We start from the raw sequence: 15,148 nt of genomic DNA, 5'->3' as shown, positions 1-15,148 counted from the left end.
TGATAACAAATCGCTTTTTTATTTTGTTCTTATTATACCACAAACGAGCCATTCAAATAGTTGTCACCGTAATAAATATTGAAAAAATATCATTATACATATATCAATAAATCATGGTTCTTTTGTCTTTGTTCCGAAAAGACAAAAGCGGCTCCCATAGCGGAAGCCGTTTTTTTGATTCTTTGTCGAATATTAGGGTGCTCTTGAAATCACCCATTGCGACTGGATGTCTTTCTTTATTATCGCAGAAAATTCAGGTGATGGACGAGTTCGACTATTCAGCGATTTTTTTAGCCGCCACACCATAGGGAATAGCCAGGAAGAGGATGGCGCCGACGATGTTCCCTAAGGTAACCCACAGAAGGTTATGTCCGTAGCCTGCCAGGCTGACGGCCATGCCGGCCGGATTGAGGAGTCCCAAGGTCAGGACGGTCATATTGGCCACGCTGTGCTCAAAGCCGCAGGTAAAGAAGGCGTAGAGACACCAGAAAGTCATGATCAATTTCCCGCTGTCAGACTTGCAGCGAAAACCGCACCAGACGGCGAGACAGACCAGGACGTTGCACAAGATGCCCCGCAGGAAGAGGACCAACGGCGGCAGGCTCATCTTAGTCGCTGCAGCTCCTGCCAGGGCCTGTCCGACACCGCCGGCCGTTCCGGCAGCGCCATAGAAGATAAAAGATAAGATGACGGCGCCGACGAGGTTGCCCAGGTAGCAGACGACCCACAAGCCAATGACGTCGGTCAAGGTGACCGTCTTTTGCCGCCAGCCATTGTAGAGGACCATGGCGTTGCCCGTAAAGAGTTCGGCACCGGCGATGATGACCAGGCTGAGGGCGATGCCAAAGGACAGACCCATGGCGATTTTATTCATCGGAATCGGTCCCAAAGTCCCCCCTACCGTAAAGGACAGGAGGATGCCGAAGCCGATATAGGCACCGGCCAGGGCCGACATAAGAAAGTATCCTAAGGGATTCTTTTTCAATAAGCGGACTTTGGCGGCTGCACCGGCCGCCGTCGCCGCATATTCGTCATGATACATCGTAGTCTGCCCCCTACTTCAATCCCGAGTAGCGGATGCCGTCCCAGTACAGCGGTTTGTAGATTTCGGCCTTCGGCGGCAGATTGACGTCCTTCATGATCCAGCGCAGGAATTCTTCCGTTCCCGTCCGGTCGACGATGTAGCCGATGTGTTCCTTGCCGCCCGGTGCTTCAGGATCGATGTATTTCTGAGCGTAGGCGTAGACGTTGCTGATGATCTTGACGACACTGTCAGCGTCGAGCCATTTGATGAAGTCGATGCCCATGCGGGGGTTCTTCTTGCCGCTGCGGCCCAGGAGAGTCATGCGGAAATACTGGGTCTTGCTCCGCGTCCAGGCACGGGTCGGGCAGGCGTGGGCGCAGACGCCGCAGCCGATGCATTTTTCGACGTTGCGTACGGGCCGGTTCTTATCCATCTTCAAGGCTTCGACGGAAAGCTGTTTGCACTTCTTGACGCAGGCTCCGCAGCTGATGCAGCGCGTCGGGTCGAACTGGGGCTCGGTCATGCCGATGATGCCGAAGTCATGCATGCGGACCTTGCCGCAGTCGTTGGGGCAGCCCGTGAGAGCGACTTTGACGTGAAGGTCATTGGGGAAAATAGCCTTTTCAATCCGTTCGGCCAGGGCCGTCGTGTCGTAGTTGGCAAAGGGACAGATGCGGTTGCCGACGCAGGCCATGATGTTACGCGTACCGGACGAATCGTAGCCGCGGCCCTTTTCCGACTGGTTGATGCCCAATTCTTCGATGATGGGCTGCAGGGCCTTGTTGACTTCATCGACCTTTTCAAAGGGAATGCCTAAGATTTCAAAGCCCTGACGGATGGTCAGATGGACTTCTCCGCTGCCGTAAGTTTCGGCGATTTCCTGAACTTTCCCTAAGACGTCGGCCCGGAGATGGCCGCCGGGAACGCGGACGCGGGCGGACGTTACGCCGCGGTTCTTGGTGACGCGAAAGGCGTTTTTCTTTAACTTGCCACAATTCATATCAATCATCGTTCTTCCCTCCTAGTCGATAAACGAGCGAACCGTCGTATATTTGAATACCGGGCCGTCCTGGCAGACGTAGAGCTCGCCGATGCGGCAGTGACCGCATTTACCGAGGCCGCAGCACATCTTGCGCGATTCGGACAACCAAATTTTTTCTTCATCGAAGCCAATTTTTAAGAGTTCCTGAATGGAGAATTTGATCATCATCGGCGGACCGACGACGACGGCGATGGCGTTGTCGAAGTCCTTGAGCGGCAGCTGCGGGATGTACTGCGTGACAAGTCCGACATTGCCTTCGTAGCCTTCGGGGGCGGCGTCGACAGTGTAGATGAAGTTCATGCCGTCGGCGATCCAGCGTTTCAAATCGTCGCGGAACAAGATATCGTCCGGTGACTTGAAGCCGGAAATGATACTCAGGCTCTGGCATTCGTCCATGTGGTCGGCGAAATAGTCGATGACGCCGTGGACCGGAGACAGGCCGGAACCGCCGGTAATGAGGACGATTTCCTTGCCTTTAAACATATTGACGTCGAAGCCGTTGCCGTAAGGGCCGCGCATGAAGAAGTGGCCGCCGACGTAGTTTTCAAAGATTTCTTCCGTAAGGGAACCGACGCGGCGGATGGTAAAATCCAAGGAGTGGTCGGTAATGCCGCTGACGGAAATGGGCGCTTCGCCGTATTTCGGGATGGAGATCTCAAAGAACTGGCCGGGCTTTACGGGATGCGTATCGCCGCGGTCGTAGGACATGCGGAAGGTATATTCCACATCGGCGTGTTTGATGACCTCTAAGATTTCTGAGCGAAAAGGCATATATGAATTATTCATGGCCGCTGACCTCCTTCATACCGGCTTCTAATTTTTCGACACAATGAGTAAAGGAAATGTATTCGGGACAGATGGCATCGCACCGGCCGCAGCCGACGCACATCTGGAATCCGGAACGCTTCTTGAAATCGAGGACCTTGTGGAGGACCTTGAAGCGCATCCGTTCGCCGGCTTTCTTGCGGAAACAGAGGCCGCCGGCCACTTCCGTATAGCCGTCGATCATGCACGAGGCCTGGACGCGGCGCCGTTCACCGGCCTGACCGTTTTCGGTGTAAAAGAGATCCTGCATGGACCAGCAGGTGCAGGTCGGACAGGCGATGGTGCAGCGGCCGCACTTGATGCAGCGCTTGTCGTATTCGTCCCAAATGGAACTCTTGGCCACCGCCGAGGTCAGGTTTTCCGGAACCTTGACAGTCAGGCTGTTTTCCATAACGGCGTCGGGCGTGACGTCGACTTCGGCAGCGCCCATGGCACGGAGGGCTTCAGCCAGGTCTTCATCCTTACAGTCGATTTCAATCTCATCGCCGTGGACATTGACGGCAGCGTCGTAGTCCGTGCTGACGTTGGTCCCCATAGAGACGCAGAAGCAGCCGTCAAAATCGTGGTCGCAACCCATGAGGACGAACTTCAGACCGTCGCGGACGCGCTTATAATAGGAATCTTCCGGACCGTTTTCAAGGAACATATAATCGAGGCGCTTCACAGCGTGGAGGTCGCAGCTGCGGAGGAAGACGATAGTCCCTCTCGTCGGACCTTCCGATTCGGTCATACCATGTTCCGTAAAGTACAATAAGGTCTGGCTCAGCGGCAGGAGAATATCCTTAAAGGAGTATTCCGACCGTTCGTTCCAATCGATATCGGCCAAATCCGTGACTTTCCCGTAACGGACGACGTCTGTTTCAGAAAAACGACCCGTTCCTTCAAAGACTTTCGGAGCGTAAATATCGTATTTTTTTCTCCAGCTATCGAAGACAGTTTGAAATTTTTCAAGTGATACCGCGTATCCCATAGCAGTCCCTTCTTTCAGTAAATACTTTTTTTCACATATATCGTGACAGCAATCTTATTTCTAGCTTGCCCTTATCATAGCAGGAAGGGACCGTTCAAACTGTTGCCGTCGCAACGGTTATTGAAAATATCCGCAATTAATCATGCTTAAAAGTCATCTATACCGCCATTCTCAAAAGACAAAAAAAGTGCCGCTCCCGCCGTGGGAACAGCACTTTTTTCGTGATGAAGTTATTCAAAATCGTTATGGAATTTAATCGTACGGTACGTTTCAAAAGTCAGCCACTTATCGAAGACTTTGGCGTCGGGATTGTCGCCGGCAGCGGCATAATCGGCCTTAAAGTCGGCAAATTCCTGTGCCGAATGGACGTTGATGGCGAAGCCCCGGCCGTTGACCAACGGTTTTTCCGTATAGGCGTAGCCGTCGAGAGCCAGGATGTTGGCCACCTTGGCATGGCGGATTTCAACAGCCAAATTATCGCGTAGGATGAGGATGTCGAAGTCGTCGGGATAGGCATAGGTTTCGCCTTTGGTCGGGATGGCATCGCCGATATGATACTGGCGGTAAGCCGGTTTGGCCTTGGTGATGTTCAGGCTCTGCATACCGTAGAAGAAGTCTTCAAAGACGTCGCCCCTCCCCTTAAGGCTGCCGTTGACGAAGGTGTGGTCGCTGTCGGTATCGTTGCCGTCGATGACGACGCCGCAGGCCGACGTCATATTGGTCACCCGGTCGATGAGGATCAGTTCGCCAAGCCCCTTGTGATGACTGAAGGTGTCGACAACGATCGGTTCCTGGAGGAACAAGGTGCAGACGGCGATTTCGTTCTTTGAAACGGCCGTGGCCCGTTTTTTCTCGCCCGTATTGACGTCGATGGTGTAGTCGACATCGGTCAGGACGCCGACGATTTCCTTAGTCCCCAGTTTGACGACGTATTCTTTACCGACGACTAAGGGTTGGTCATCCATCCAGAGCATGGTCGCTGTAATGCGCTGGCCAAGGCCGATAGCCGTATCTTTCGTAAAGACGCAGCCCCGGGAAACGTCGACTTCCCGGTCGAGCTGGACATTGACCGGCTGCCCCTTCGAGGCCGACGGCACAGAATTAAAGCCGACCAGGATGTCTTTAACCTTGGCTTCCTGCTTGCTGGGCAGGATCTGAACCGTATCGCCGACTTGTAAAGAGCCGCTTTCGATCTGCCCCTGGAAGCCGCGGAAAGTATGATTCGGACGGCAGACGCGCTGAATAGGAAGGTAAAAGCCTTCTTCGTCATTTTCTTCGACGTCGACCGTTTCCAAGTATTCGAGGATGGTCGGGCCGTCGTACCAAGCCATGGGAACGGACTTTTTGGTAACGTTGTCCCCTTCCGTCGCCGAGACGGGAATAAAGACGGCGTTTTCCAGTTCCAAGTCGTCCCGAAGGGCTTCGATATCCTGTTTGATGGCTTCAAAGCGCTTCTGATCATAGTCGACGAGGTCCATCTTGTTGATGGCAAAGATGAAGTAGCGAATGCCCATGAGGGCGCAGATACGGGCGTGGCGCCGAGTCTGGACCAAGACGCCCTGGGTAGCGTCGATGAGGATGATGGCCAAATCGGCAAAGGAGGCACCGACGGCCATGTTGCGCGTATATTCTTCATGGCCCGGCGTATCGGCAACGATGAAGCTGCGATTATCCGTATTGAAATAGCGGTAGGCGACGTCGATGGTGATGCCCTGTTCCCGTTCAGCCATGAGGCCGTCGAGGAGGAGCGAATAGTCAATGGCCCCGCCGCGGCTGCCGACCTTGCTTTCAAGCTCCAACGCCCGTTTCTGATCGGCATAGAGCAGTTTGGCATCGTACAGCAAGTGGCCGATGAGCGTCGATTTGCCGTCGTCGACACTGCCGCAGGTGATGAATTTTAATAAACCGTTTTCATTTCTATCCATTAGAAGTACCCCTCTCTCTTTCTGCGTTCCATACTGCCGGCCGCTTCGTTATCGATGACCCGGCTCGTCCGTTCCGACGATACGGCACTCAAGGTTTCGTCGATGATGGCGTCCAGCGTGTCGGCGTCCGATTCGATGCCCCCCGTCAGCGGATAGCAGCCAAGGGTCCGGAAGCGAATCTTCTTATGCATGACTTCTTCGCCGGGCTTTAAGCGCATGCGGTCGTCGTCGACCATGATGATGTTGCCGTCGCGGTAGACGCAGGGCCGTTCAGCGGCAAAGTACAGGGATACAATGTCAATGTTTTCCCGCTTGATGTACTGCCAGATATCCTTTTCCGTCCAGTTGGAAATGGGGAATACGCGCATGCTTTCCCCCTTATGGATATGGGTGTTGTACAGTTTCCACATTTCCGGACGCTGGTTCTTCGGATCCCAAGCCTGGGCTTCGTTGCGGAAGGAGAAGATGCGTTCCTTGGCGCGAGACTTTTCTTCGTCGCGGCGGCCGCCGCCGAAGGCTGCCGTGAAGCCGTATTGGTTCAAGGCCTGCTTTAAGGCCTGGGTCTTCATGATATCCGTATAGGATGCGCCGTAATCGAAGGGATTGACTCCCTGTTTTACACCTTCCTGATTGATATGTTCAATGAGCTGAAGGCCGTATTTTTTCATCGTTTCATCGCGGAAGCGAATCATTTCCTTAAACTTCCAAGTCGTATTGACGTGGAGGAACGGGAACGGTGGTTTTTCCGGATAAAAAGCCTTCAAGGCCAGATGGAGCATGACCGAGCTGTCTTTGCCGATGGAATAGAGCATGACGGGCTTTTCACACTCTGCCGCCACTTCGCGGATGATGTAAATCGCTTCGGCTTCCAAGTTGTCAAGATGCGATAATGCAGACATAATAATCCCCCTCTAAACAGATAGATAGTAAGGCCGGTTAATACGAATTGGCCTGTTTGCGGTCGATGGTAATCGTCTCTTCACTGCCGTCAGGCCGACGGATGTGCCATTTGATGTACTGACCTTCGGTGGTGACGTTCATCGTACTCCCCCGGCCGCCCATGTCGGCGCCGAGGTAAAAGTCGATGGCCTGGACGGGACACTCTTTGACGCAGGATACACAGCCCCAACAGTCTTTGGGGTAATGCATCCGGGCCTTTCCCGTCTCGTTGATATCGATAAGGCTGCCCGGGCAGACGGACACACAGCGTTTGCAGCCGATGCAGCGGTCTTGATTAATGCGAATGCTCATAAAGGCTCCCTCCCGGTACTAAATCGCGGTATACCATGTGAATCTGGCCATCTTCATCCATGCGGGAATTGACGTATTTCAGCCATTCTTCCCTCTGCTCCGGATAGTCGAGGTTTTCGGCAAAGGAATGCCACCGCGTTTCCTTGCGGGCCCGGAGGTGAGCAATGAGGACCTTGCAGACAGTCAATCGTTCACGCAGTTCGTAGACGAAGAGCAGTTCATGGTAGTCACCGGCACCGACGCTGGTTGCCAGGTCCGTGAGCTGGTCGATTTTTTCATCGGCAAGGGCCAGCTGGCGTTCGTTGTATTGGTAATGGCTGCCGATGCCGCCGGCGTAGGTGTCCATGACTTTCTGCATGGCTTCTTCCAGTTCTTCAACGGTAAAGAAAGGTCGTTCTTCGCCGAGGAAGGCGTTGTATTCGGCGACCTTGTCAGCTAAGAGCTGCTGTTCTTCATCGGCCGTCAGCTCGAGGTCTCCGGACAATGCCGTTTCAACGATATGCTTGGCAGCGATTTCCCCTTCGACGAGGGCGCCGGTTACGTACTTCTGCGGGCAGCCTCCGGCGACGTCACCGGCAGCATAGAGCCCTTCAATAGTCGTCTGCCGATGGGTATCGACCCAGTAGCCGCTGGCCGTATGGCCGCCGACGACGTAGGGTTCGGTCCCTTCGATTTCGACGTTTTGCTGACTCGGGAATTTTCCCGATTCCATCCATTTCAGGGTCTGGCTCGGCGCCATGTTGAGGTAGGCTTTTAAGAGGGCTTCATCCTCTTTGGCCGTCAAGCCTTCTGTCTTGAGGTAGCAAGGTCCCTTGCCTTCGAGGTTTTCCTTCACCGTGCCGTAGAGCCGCTGAGACGTCGTCAAGCCGTATTTATCTTCGTAGACTTCGCCCTTGGCGTTGATCTGCTTGGCACCGACGCCTTGGGCGATGGTCCCTGTCGGAGCAATGGTATCCTTGCAGCGCAAGGCGATGAAACGCATTTCAAAGGTCGTCATTTCCGCCCCGGCCCGGATGCCCATGGCGTAACCGGCTCCCGTATTAAAGGGACTGTACCACATCTTATGGCGGGAAAAACCGGGATTGTTGGGCCGGTAGAGGCCGGACGCACCGCCGGTTGCACAAAGGACGGCTTTGGCCCGGATTTCATAAGCCGTACCGGTCAGGATGTCGAAGCCCAGGGCACCGGCAATGCGATTGTCGCGGACGATGTAGTCGGTAATATTCAAATGATTGATAACTTCGACGTCGTCCAGTTTCTTTACGGCATCGGCCAAGATGGTCTTGATATTTTCGCCGTTGATCTTGATGTTGCGCGGGCCGCGGGTAACGTATTCCCCCTGTTCGTCTTTCAAGATGACCAGGCCCAATTCTTCAAGCTTCTTGGTGACTTCGTTGAGGCCTTCCGACATGGTCAAGAGCAGGTCTTCGCGGACGATGCCGGCGGCGTCTTTCTTGGCGTAATCCACATAAAACTGCGGCGTATGGCCCTTGGTGATATAGGCATTCAAGGCGTTGACACCGGCTGCCAGACAACCGCTGCGGCGAATGTCTGCCTTTTCGGCGATGACCACCGAGGCCTTCGACAGGCTCCGGAGGGTCAAGGCGGCATAACAGCCTGCCGTTCCCCCGCCGATGATGAGGACATCGGTGTGGATGATTTTCTCCTTCTGAATCTGCATGGCAATACTCCTTCGTTTAAATATAGAATACATCAGAGCCCATCATGGCACTGTTTTCTCGTAAATAGGTCTTATCCCCGTCGAGGACGTGGAGGCGGTAAATGAGGACCTTCACCGTTTCTCCGACCGTAAGATTCGGGGCATCAAAGGCGTATTCCCCGTGAATGAGGTAGTCCTTGACGCGCAGGGTCACGTCGAGGCGGCTGCCGCGGAAGACGACGGCTTCGACGACACCGTCTTCAGCAGCACTGGCGTAGCGCTTCATCGTCCCCTGTTTATAGATCTTGAGGAATTCCGGTCGGATAATGGCTCTTTTCGGACCGCCGACGTCGACGAAGCCCGTGAGGACGCTGCAGTTGTCGATGACGACGGGCGTCCCAATGAATTCGGCCACAAAGGGCGTCTTGGGCTTGCTGTATATATCAAAGGGCGTCCCGACTTGTTCGATGCGGCCGTGATTGGTGATGATGATTTCGTCGGCCACTTCCACGGCTTCATCTTGGTCGTGGGTGACGAAGATGCTGGTAATACCGACGCGGTGAATGGTCTCTTTCAGCCAGTTGCGCAGCTCTTGCCGCACCTTGGCGTCGATGGCCGCAAAGGGTTCATCGAGGAGCAGGACCTGGGGATGAGGCGCCAGGGCCCGGGCAAAGGCCACGCGTTGTCGCTGGCCGCCGGAAAGCTGATTGGGATAGCGCCCTTCCATGCCGGCCAAGCCGACGAGGTCGATCATCTCCAGGACGCGCTCACGAATTTGCTTCTTATCCATCCCCTGTATGGTGAGTCCGAAGGCGACGTTGTCAAAGACGGTCATATAGCGGAACAAGGCGTAGTTTTGGAACACGAAGCCGATGCCCCGCTTGGCAGCGGGAATGTCATTGACCCGTTTGCCGTCGATGACGATGTCGCCGCTGTTGGGATTTTCAAGGCCCGCCAGCATGCGTAGGATCGTCGTCTTGCCGCTGCCGCTGGGTCCCAGGAGGGCGACCAGTTTGCCCTTGTCGACGCAAAAGGACACGTCCCGCGAGGCGTGGAAAGAGCCGTAGTTTTTTTCGATATGCTTCATCTCGACGTACATGACATCACCTCCTTAAGATGGCTTGTGGAGCTTGGCTTCAAAGAATACCCTCAGCAAGAGAACGCCGACGGCTAAGAGTACCAAGAGGGACGACACGGCAAAGGCCGCCGTAATGGCATCGGTCGACCCCGATTGGTAGAGGGCGTCGATTTCAAGGGGCAAGGTAAAGGTTTCGCCCCGCAGTTTCGACATGGCGCTGACAGCACCGAATTCGCCGAGGGCCCGGGCCGTACAGAGGACGATGCCGTACAATAAGGCCCATTTGATCTGCGGCAGGGTAATGCGGAAGAATATCGTCTTCCCCTTGGCCCCCATGAGGGCGGCGGCTTCTTCTTCATCGCGGCCCTGGGTATGGAGGACCGGAATGATTTCCCGGAAGACGAAGGGAAAGGTGACAAAAATCGTCGCCAAGATGACGCCGGGAACGGCGAAGACAATCTGAATATCCGTCCCTAAATAATCGTTCAGGACTTCGATCCACTGACCGATCCAGCCCATGCGGCCGAAGGTCATGATGAAGGCCAGGCCGGCGATGACCGGCGAGACGGAAAAGGGAATATCGATGAGGGTCGTCAACAGGTGTTTGCCCCGAAAGTCGAATTTTGAAATGGCCCAGGCCGCACAGAGGCCGAAGACGGTATTGACGATGACGGCAATGACCGTGGCTATCAAGGTCAGGCGCAGGGCTGACAAAACGTAAGGCGTCGTCAACGCTTTGACGTAAAAGTCCCAGCCCTCGGCCAGTGAATTCATTAGGACCGAAATGAGGGGGACGATGAGCATGACGACGACGAAGACGACGCTGATGCTCAGTAAGAGTATTTTTGTCTTGCTGTGCTTCATGATTCCCCTCCTCTATTGAACGCGCCGAGCCTGCCAGAGCTGAATCATATTGATGGAAAACAGCATGGCAAAGGCGATGATGAGCATGACCAAGGCGATGGCCGTAGCGCTGGCATAGTCGACGTAATTAAGCTTCTGCATGATGACGTACGAGACGACCTGAGTGTGGTTCTTGGCACTGTTGCCTGAAATGTAAATGACACTGCCGTATTCGCCAAGGCCCCGGGCAAAAGCCAGGCCGAAACCGGTCAAGAGAGCCGGCCGCAGTTCCGGAAAGATGATGCGCCGGAAGATGGTAAACTTCGACGCGCCGAGCATGCTCCCCGCCTCTTCATAGGTCGGATCCAAATTTTCCAGGACCGGCTGAATGGAGCGGACGACGAAGGGAATGCCGACGAAGACCAAGGCGATGATAAGGCCGATATGGGTATAGGCGATGGGAATGCCGTAGCCGGCAAAGAAGCTGCCGAAGAAGCCCGTATCGGAATAGAGCTTGGAAAGAGTAATGCCGGCAACGGCCGTCGGCAAGGCAAAAGGCAGTTCGATGACACCGTTTAAGAGGGTCTTGCCGCGAAATTCATAGCGGACGAGGACCCAGGCCAGGATGAAACCGAAGATGGAGTTGATCAGGGCCGCCAAGAAAGAACTTCCAAGGGTCGTGATAAAAGCATTGCGAATGGCACTGTTGGTGATGAGCTTGGCGTAGTCATTGGCCGTCAGCTGAAAGGCGTGGCCTAAAATCGATATCAACGGGATTAGGATCAATAAGGACAGCATGGCCAGGGTCACGCCCAGGGTCAGGCCGAAGCCGGGAATAATTCGGTTTCGCCCGCCCGCCGGGTTTGAAAATGGATTCATCTGCATCCCTCCTTATTGACTGCCATCGACATCGGCCATGATTTTATCAAACATGGCGTCGTCGTCGAAGAATTTGACATAGGCTGCATCCCAGCCGCCGAAGTCGCTGATGCGCGTCAGCTTGACGTTAAGGTCAAATCGGTCGGCGTAGCGCCGGAGAATCTCCGGATTGGACGGCCGGAAATCATTTTTGGCGGCCAATTCCTGGCCTTCGTCAGAGTACAAATAGCGCAGGTACTCCTGAGCCGCCTGTTCATGGCCCTTGCGCCGAGCCAGGCGGTCGACGACGGCCACACTGGGCTGTGCTAATATGCTGACACTGGGTACGACGACTTCATAGCTGCCGGGATATTCGCGCATCGTATAGAGCGCTTCGTTCTCCCAGGCGATGAGGACGTCCCCCTGCCCGTTTTCGACAAAGGTCGTCGTCGAGCCCCGGGCGCCGGCGTCCATGACGGTGACATGGCGGTAGAGGTCGGTCATGAAGGCCCGGGTCTTGATTTCATTCCCCCCGAAATGATCAAGGCCCCAGCTCCAAGCGGCCAAAAAGTTCCAACAGGCACCGCCGCTGCTCTTGGGATCGGGCGTAATGACACTGACGCCGGATTTCGTCAAATCGTTCCAGTCGCGTATCCCCTTAGGATTCCCCTTGCGAACCAGAAAGACGATGGTCGACGTGTACGGTGCCGAGTCATCGGGAAGTTCCTGTTCCCAACCGGCATCGATGAGGCCGGCCCGTTCCAGGCGTTCGATGTCATACGACAGGGCCAGGGTCACGACATCAGCCCGACTGCCTTCGATGACCGATCGGGCCTGGCTGCCCGAACCGCCGTGAGACTGGACGATGCGGATATCCTTCCCGGTCTGCTCTTTATAATGCTTTTGAAAGGCTTCATTATATTCTTTATATAATTCACGTGTTGGATCATACGAGACGTTGGTCAAGGTAAGCGTGTCCTCATCAGTCCCACGACCGCAGCCGGCCAAGAGACCGGCCGCCGTGAGGACTGCCGTGACAGTCAGTACCGCTATGATTTTTTTATGTTTCATATCTTTTCCCCCTCGATACCGACTGCAGGCCCTTACAGGCCTTCTTCAAATAAAGATGTAGATAAATAGCGCTCGCCGCCGTCCGGCAAGAGGACGACGATAGTCTTGCCCTCATTTTCCGGCCGCTTGGCGACGGTTAGGGCCGCCTGTAAGGAGGCACCTGACGAGATGCCGACCAAGAGGCCGTCGGTCTTGGCCACTTCCCGAGCCCGTTCATAAGCATCCTCATTCGATACGTCGATCACATCATCTACGAGTGACATATCGAGGACGCTGGGAATGAAGCCGGCGCCAATCCCCTGAATGGCGTGGGGCCCGGGCTTTCCGCCGCGAAGGACGGCCGAGTCTTTCGGCTCGACAGCGACGATTTGTACCTCCCGGTCATGGCTTTTTAACCCCTCAGCCGTGCCGGTAATGGTACCGCCAGTGCCGACGGACGAAATGAAGATATCGACATTACCGTCCGTATCGCGCCAGATTTCTTCGGCCGTCGTCGTCCGGTGGATGGCCGGATTGGCCGGATTGTCGAACTGCTGCGGAATGAAGGCGTTGCCGTAAGACTTTCGCAGTTCTTCAGCCTTGCCGATACTGCCGCGCATCCCCTCGATGCCCGGTGTCAGCACGACTTCTGCACCCAAAGCCTTGACGATTTTCTGCCTTTCCAGGCTCATCGTATCAGGCATGGTCAAGATGAGGTGCAAACCTTTCACGGCCGCGGCCATGGCAAGACCGATGCCGGTGTTGCCGCTCGTCGGTTCGATGATGACCGTATCCTGATTGATCTTCCCGGCTTGTATCCCGGCGTCGATCATGGCCACGGCCACTCGATCCTTGACGCTGCCCAAGGGATTGAAGTATTCAAGCTTGGCCAGGACCCGGCCTTTGATGCCGTGTACCGCCTGCCAGCGGGTCAGCTCCAAGAGCGGCGTATGACCGACGAGGTCGGTCACGTATTTTGCTACATGCTCCATAAGATCCCTCCATGTTGCCAAAAGAAAAGCGCCACCTGTGATAAGCAGATGGCGCAAGAAATAAACGTATGCCCATGACTTCATCTGCCAGGTAAAATCCTGCTGGAATTGGCACCTTACCTACGTAGGTTGCCGCAGCGTCAAAGGGCCAGTCCCTCGGCTGCTCTGGATGAATAGGTTCGTATTGTATTGTCCTATGATAGATAGCTGTACAATACGATTATATCGTACAACACATGATGGTCAAATTTTTTAAGTACCCCATAATGACATACCTCATTCTTATACAATGTATACAACAACGATTCGCTTGAAACGTTACTGGAATTGTACACTTTGTAAGGCGTCTTGTCAAGGCATTTTATGAAAAAAATGAAGAAAAAAGTTAAAATTACGTATAAAGAAGCCTTCATCCGCCTTCATTAAAAAGTAAGGCGCATTTGATACCAAACGGCGCCACCGTGTTCCGAGGTGCTGAGTCCCTCGTTTTTAAAGCCGAATTTAGCATAATAATGCAGGAGTTTTTCCTTACAGGTCAGGACCAGTCCCTGGCGGCCTTCTTTGCGGGCGTCGTCGATAGCTTTCGTGAGAAGTAATGCGGCATAACCGTGCTTCCGATAACTTGGCAATGTATTGACGCCGAAAATCATCTGCCAAGCACCCTTTTCGTCGTGGAGAGAGGCATCCCCATAGAGGTCGTCCGTCAAATCGCGTTGATCCGTAACCATGCCGTCGACGAAAGAAATAAGAGTCCCATCGTCGCCAAAGAGCAGCCAAAAATGACGGCCAAAGTAGGAAATACGGCCGCGCAGGCGTTCTTCCGATGCCGCCTCGGCTGCCGGAAAACAAGCCGCTTCTACGGCGGTGACAGCCTTAAGGTCGTCGAGAGTTGCCGTTCTGATATTCATGCCATCGCTCCTTCCATCACGGCCCTCCTGCCTCTTACAGTCGGACACAGTGAACGTATATTTCAAATATTATATCGTAAATGCCGAGAAAAAGCTACAGGAAAACGTCTGGAGAAAGTCCGTAAATGAACGTCCCGAAAGTTCCAGACCGTCATATCGCTCTTTTTCAACAGCAGCAGCCGGTCGGCATCGAATAAATACCCCTGTAACTCCGGCCCCTTCCGGGAATCGAAGCATCCCTCCGAACCATTCGAACGGCTGTGATTTTCACCGGAAAAGGCCTGTCACAGCGGCAGATACAGAAAAGGACTTGTATGAAGTTTTTACCTCACACAAGTCCTTTTCAAAAGGCTTTATGTCGCCCTTTATGCTTCAGTGTTCGCTTACACCGGCACGGCTTTCTTCCCTGGCTGCGTGATCGGCAGCCATGCGGCGGAGCCGTTTATTTCGCCGTACTTCGGCTTTCCGGTTGCTTTCCTTTATATTCGCGACGACGGACCGGGCCAACCAGCCCAGGAGACAACCGGTCAAGAGGATCTTAATGGCCGGTAAATCCCAGTGTGTCGACAAGAGCAGTGCCAAGACGACGAAGGCAGCCGTGACGAGCGTTTTATTCATGAATCGATGCATCTCCCTGTAAACGTACATAAATAGCCTCAAATTGAATTTAATTATACACGCTTTTCGGGAATAAAACAAGCCGTAATCGCAGGGGCCACTCC

Annotated in this window: 15 protein-coding genes and 1 riboswitch; all 15 genes read right to left on the bottom strand. The window is 54.3% G+C overall.

Features of this window, described 5'->3' with window-relative positions; translation table 11 throughout:
• Positions 1–274 precede the first annotated feature (274 nt).
• The 15 genes from UCI88_RS07660 to UCI88_RS07590 all read right to left on the bottom strand — a co-directional run bounded on the left by UCI88_RS07660 (position 275) and on the right by UCI88_RS07590 (position 15,044).
• Positions 275–1,042 (bottom strand): formate/nitrite transporter family protein, encoded by a 768-nt coding sequence (locus UCI88_RS07660; RefSeq protein ID WP_256179226.1) that lies wholly within the window; start codon positions 1,040–1,042, stop codon positions 275–277.
• 13 nt (positions 1,043–1,055) lie between these two features.
• On the bottom strand, positions 1,056–2,033 hold the full coding sequence (asrC, locus tag UCI88_RS07655) for a sulfite reductase subunit C (protein WP_255304169.1): 978 nt from the start codon (positions 2,031–2,033) through the stop codon (positions 1,056–1,058).
• A gap of 12 nt (positions 2,034–2,045) precedes the next feature.
• Positions 2,046–2,852, bottom strand: coding sequence for an anaerobic sulfite reductase subunit AsrB (gene asrB, locus UCI88_RS07650; protein ID WP_256179227.1), 807 nt, complete (start codon positions 2,850–2,852; stop codon positions 2,046–2,048).
• Positions 2,845–3,861 carry an anaerobic sulfite reductase subunit AsrA gene (gene asrA / locus UCI88_RS07645; protein WP_256179228.1) on the bottom strand — a complete coding sequence of 339 codons (1,017 nt, stop codon included), beginning with the start codon at positions 3,859–3,861 and terminating at the stop codon, positions 2,845–2,847. Before asrA ends, asrB begins: the two co-directional genes overlap by 8 nt.
• Positions 3,862–4,091: 230 nt before the next feature.
• Positions 4,092–5,786, bottom strand: coding sequence for a sulfate adenylyltransferase subunit 1 (locus UCI88_RS07640; protein WP_256179229.1), 1,695 nt, complete (start codon positions 5,784–5,786; stop codon positions 4,092–4,094).
• Entirely contained in the window at positions 5,786–6,685 is a 900-nt protein-coding gene (gene cysD / locus UCI88_RS07635) for a sulfate adenylyltransferase subunit CysD (RefSeq protein WP_044503737.1), read from the bottom strand. Before cysD ends, UCI88_RS07640 begins: the two co-directional genes overlap by 1 nt.
• Positions 6,686–6,722: 37 nt before the next feature.
• Positions 6,723–7,037 (bottom strand): 4Fe-4S dicluster domain-containing protein, encoded by a 315-nt coding sequence (locus UCI88_RS07630; protein WP_044503736.1) that lies wholly within the window; start codon positions 7,035–7,037, stop codon positions 6,723–6,725.
• The gene (locus UCI88_RS07625; protein ID WP_256179230.1) at positions 7,021–8,718 is read right to left on the bottom strand and encodes an adenylyl-sulfate reductase subunit alpha; all 1,698 of its coding nucleotides are present in this window, start codon (positions 8,716–8,718) and stop codon (positions 7,021–7,023) included. The genes UCI88_RS07630 and UCI88_RS07625 overlap by 17 nt, the downstream gene beginning before the upstream one ends.
• A 16-nt stretch (positions 8,719–8,734) precedes the next feature.
• The gene (locus UCI88_RS07620; RefSeq protein WP_256179231.1) at positions 8,735–9,796 is read right to left on the bottom strand and encodes a sulfate/molybdate ABC transporter ATP-binding protein; all 1,062 of its coding nucleotides are present in this window, start codon (positions 9,794–9,796) and stop codon (positions 8,735–8,737) included.
• Between the two features lie 12 nt (positions 9,797–9,808).
• Positions 9,809–10,639 carry a sulfate ABC transporter permease gene (locus UCI88_RS07615; protein WP_044503733.1) on the bottom strand — a complete coding sequence of 277 codons (831 nt, stop codon included), beginning with the start codon at positions 10,637–10,639 and terminating at the stop codon, positions 9,809–9,811.
• A 12-nt stretch (positions 10,640–10,651) separates the two neighbouring features.
• Positions 10,652–11,497, bottom strand: a complete 846-nt coding sequence (gene cysT / locus UCI88_RS07610; protein ID WP_256179232.1) for a sulfate ABC transporter permease subunit CysT — start codon at positions 11,495–11,497, stop codon at positions 10,652–10,654.
• Between the two features lie 12 nt (positions 11,498–11,509).
• On the bottom strand, positions 11,510–12,547 hold the full coding sequence (locus tag UCI88_RS07605) for a sulfate ABC transporter substrate-binding protein (protein ID WP_256179233.1): 1,038 nt from the start codon (positions 12,545–12,547) through the stop codon (positions 11,510–11,512).
• Between the two features lie 32 nt (positions 12,548–12,579).
• A complete protein-coding gene (cysK, locus tag UCI88_RS07600; RefSeq protein WP_256179234.1) occupies positions 12,580–13,518 on the bottom strand; it encodes a cysteine synthase A in 939 nt (312 codons plus the stop codon).
• A 77-nt stretch (positions 13,519–13,595) separates the two neighbouring features.
• Positions 13,596–13,694: riboswitch (SAM riboswitch) on the bottom strand.
• 246 nt (positions 13,695–13,940) lie between these two features.
• Positions 13,941–14,426: a GNAT family N-acetyltransferase gene (locus UCI88_RS07595; protein WP_256179235.1), complete on the bottom strand. Its 486-nt coding sequence runs from the start codon at positions 14,424–14,426 to the stop codon at positions 13,941–13,943.
• Between the two features lie 372 nt (positions 14,427–14,798).
• Positions 14,799–15,044, bottom strand: coding sequence for a hypothetical protein (locus UCI88_RS07590; protein ID WP_044503728.1), 246 nt, complete (start codon positions 15,042–15,044; stop codon positions 14,799–14,801).
• Positions 15,045–15,148 lie beyond the last annotated feature (104 nt).

The sequence above is a fragment of the Megasphaera massiliensis genome, assembly GCF_036305205.1.
Lineage (GTDB): Bacteria > Bacillota > Negativicutes > Veillonellales > Megasphaeraceae > Megasphaera > Megasphaera massiliensis.
The sequence above is the reverse complement of the archived record's forward strand: the minus strand, read 5'-3'. Positions and strand labels throughout refer to the sequence as shown.

Excerpts from the sequence above, each read along its gene's own strand:
- UCI88_RS07660 (WP_256179226.1), bottom strand. The coding sequence starts at position 1,042 with ATGTATCATGACGAATATGCGGCGACGGCGGCCGGTGCAGCCGCCAAA.
- asrC (WP_255304169.1), bottom strand. The coding sequence starts at position 2,033 with ATGATTGATATGAATTGTGGCAAGTTAAAGAAAAACGCCTTTCGCGTC.
- asrB (WP_256179227.1), bottom strand. The coding sequence starts at position 2,852 with ATGAATAATTCATATATGCCTTTTCGCTCAGAAATCTTAGAGGTCATC.
- asrA (WP_256179228.1), bottom strand. The coding sequence starts at position 3,861 with ATGGGATACGCGGTATCACTTGAAAAATTTCAAACTGTCTTCGATAGC.
- UCI88_RS07640 (WP_256179229.1), bottom strand. The coding sequence starts at position 5,786 with ATGGATAGAAATGAAAACGGTTTATTAAAATTCATCACCTGCGGCAGT.
- cysD (WP_044503737.1), bottom strand. The coding sequence starts at position 6,685 with ATGTCTGCATTATCGCATCTTGACAACTTGGAAGCCGAAGCGATTTAC.
- UCI88_RS07630 (WP_044503736.1), bottom strand. The coding sequence starts at position 7,037 with ATGAGCATTCGCATTAATCAAGACCGCTGCATCGGCTGCAAACGCTGT.
- UCI88_RS07625 (WP_256179230.1), bottom strand. The coding sequence starts at position 8,718 with ATGCAGATTCAGAAGGAGAAAATCATCCACACCGATGTCCTCATCATC.
- UCI88_RS07620 (WP_256179231.1), bottom strand. The coding sequence starts at position 9,796 with ATGTACGTCGAGATGAAGCATATCGAAAAAAACTACGGCTCTTTCCAC.
- UCI88_RS07615 (WP_044503733.1), bottom strand. The coding sequence starts at position 10,639 with ATGAAGCACAGCAAGACAAAAATACTCTTACTGAGCATCAGCGTCGTC.
- cysT (WP_256179232.1), bottom strand. The coding sequence starts at position 11,497 with ATGAATCCATTTTCAAACCCGGCGGGCGGGCGAAACCGAATTATTCCC.
- UCI88_RS07605 (WP_256179233.1), bottom strand. The coding sequence starts at position 12,547 with ATGAAACATAAAAAAATCATAGCGGTACTGACTGTCACGGCAGTCCTC.
- cysK (WP_256179234.1), bottom strand. The coding sequence starts at position 13,518 with ATGGAGCATGTAGCAAAATACGTGACCGACCTCGTCGGTCATACGCCG.
- UCI88_RS07595 (WP_256179235.1), bottom strand. The coding sequence starts at position 14,426 with ATGAATATCAGAACGGCAACTCTCGACGACCTTAAGGCTGTCACCGCC.
- UCI88_RS07590 (WP_044503728.1), bottom strand. The coding sequence starts at position 15,044 with ATGAATAAAACGCTCGTCACGGCTGCCTTCGTCGTCTTGGCACTGCTC.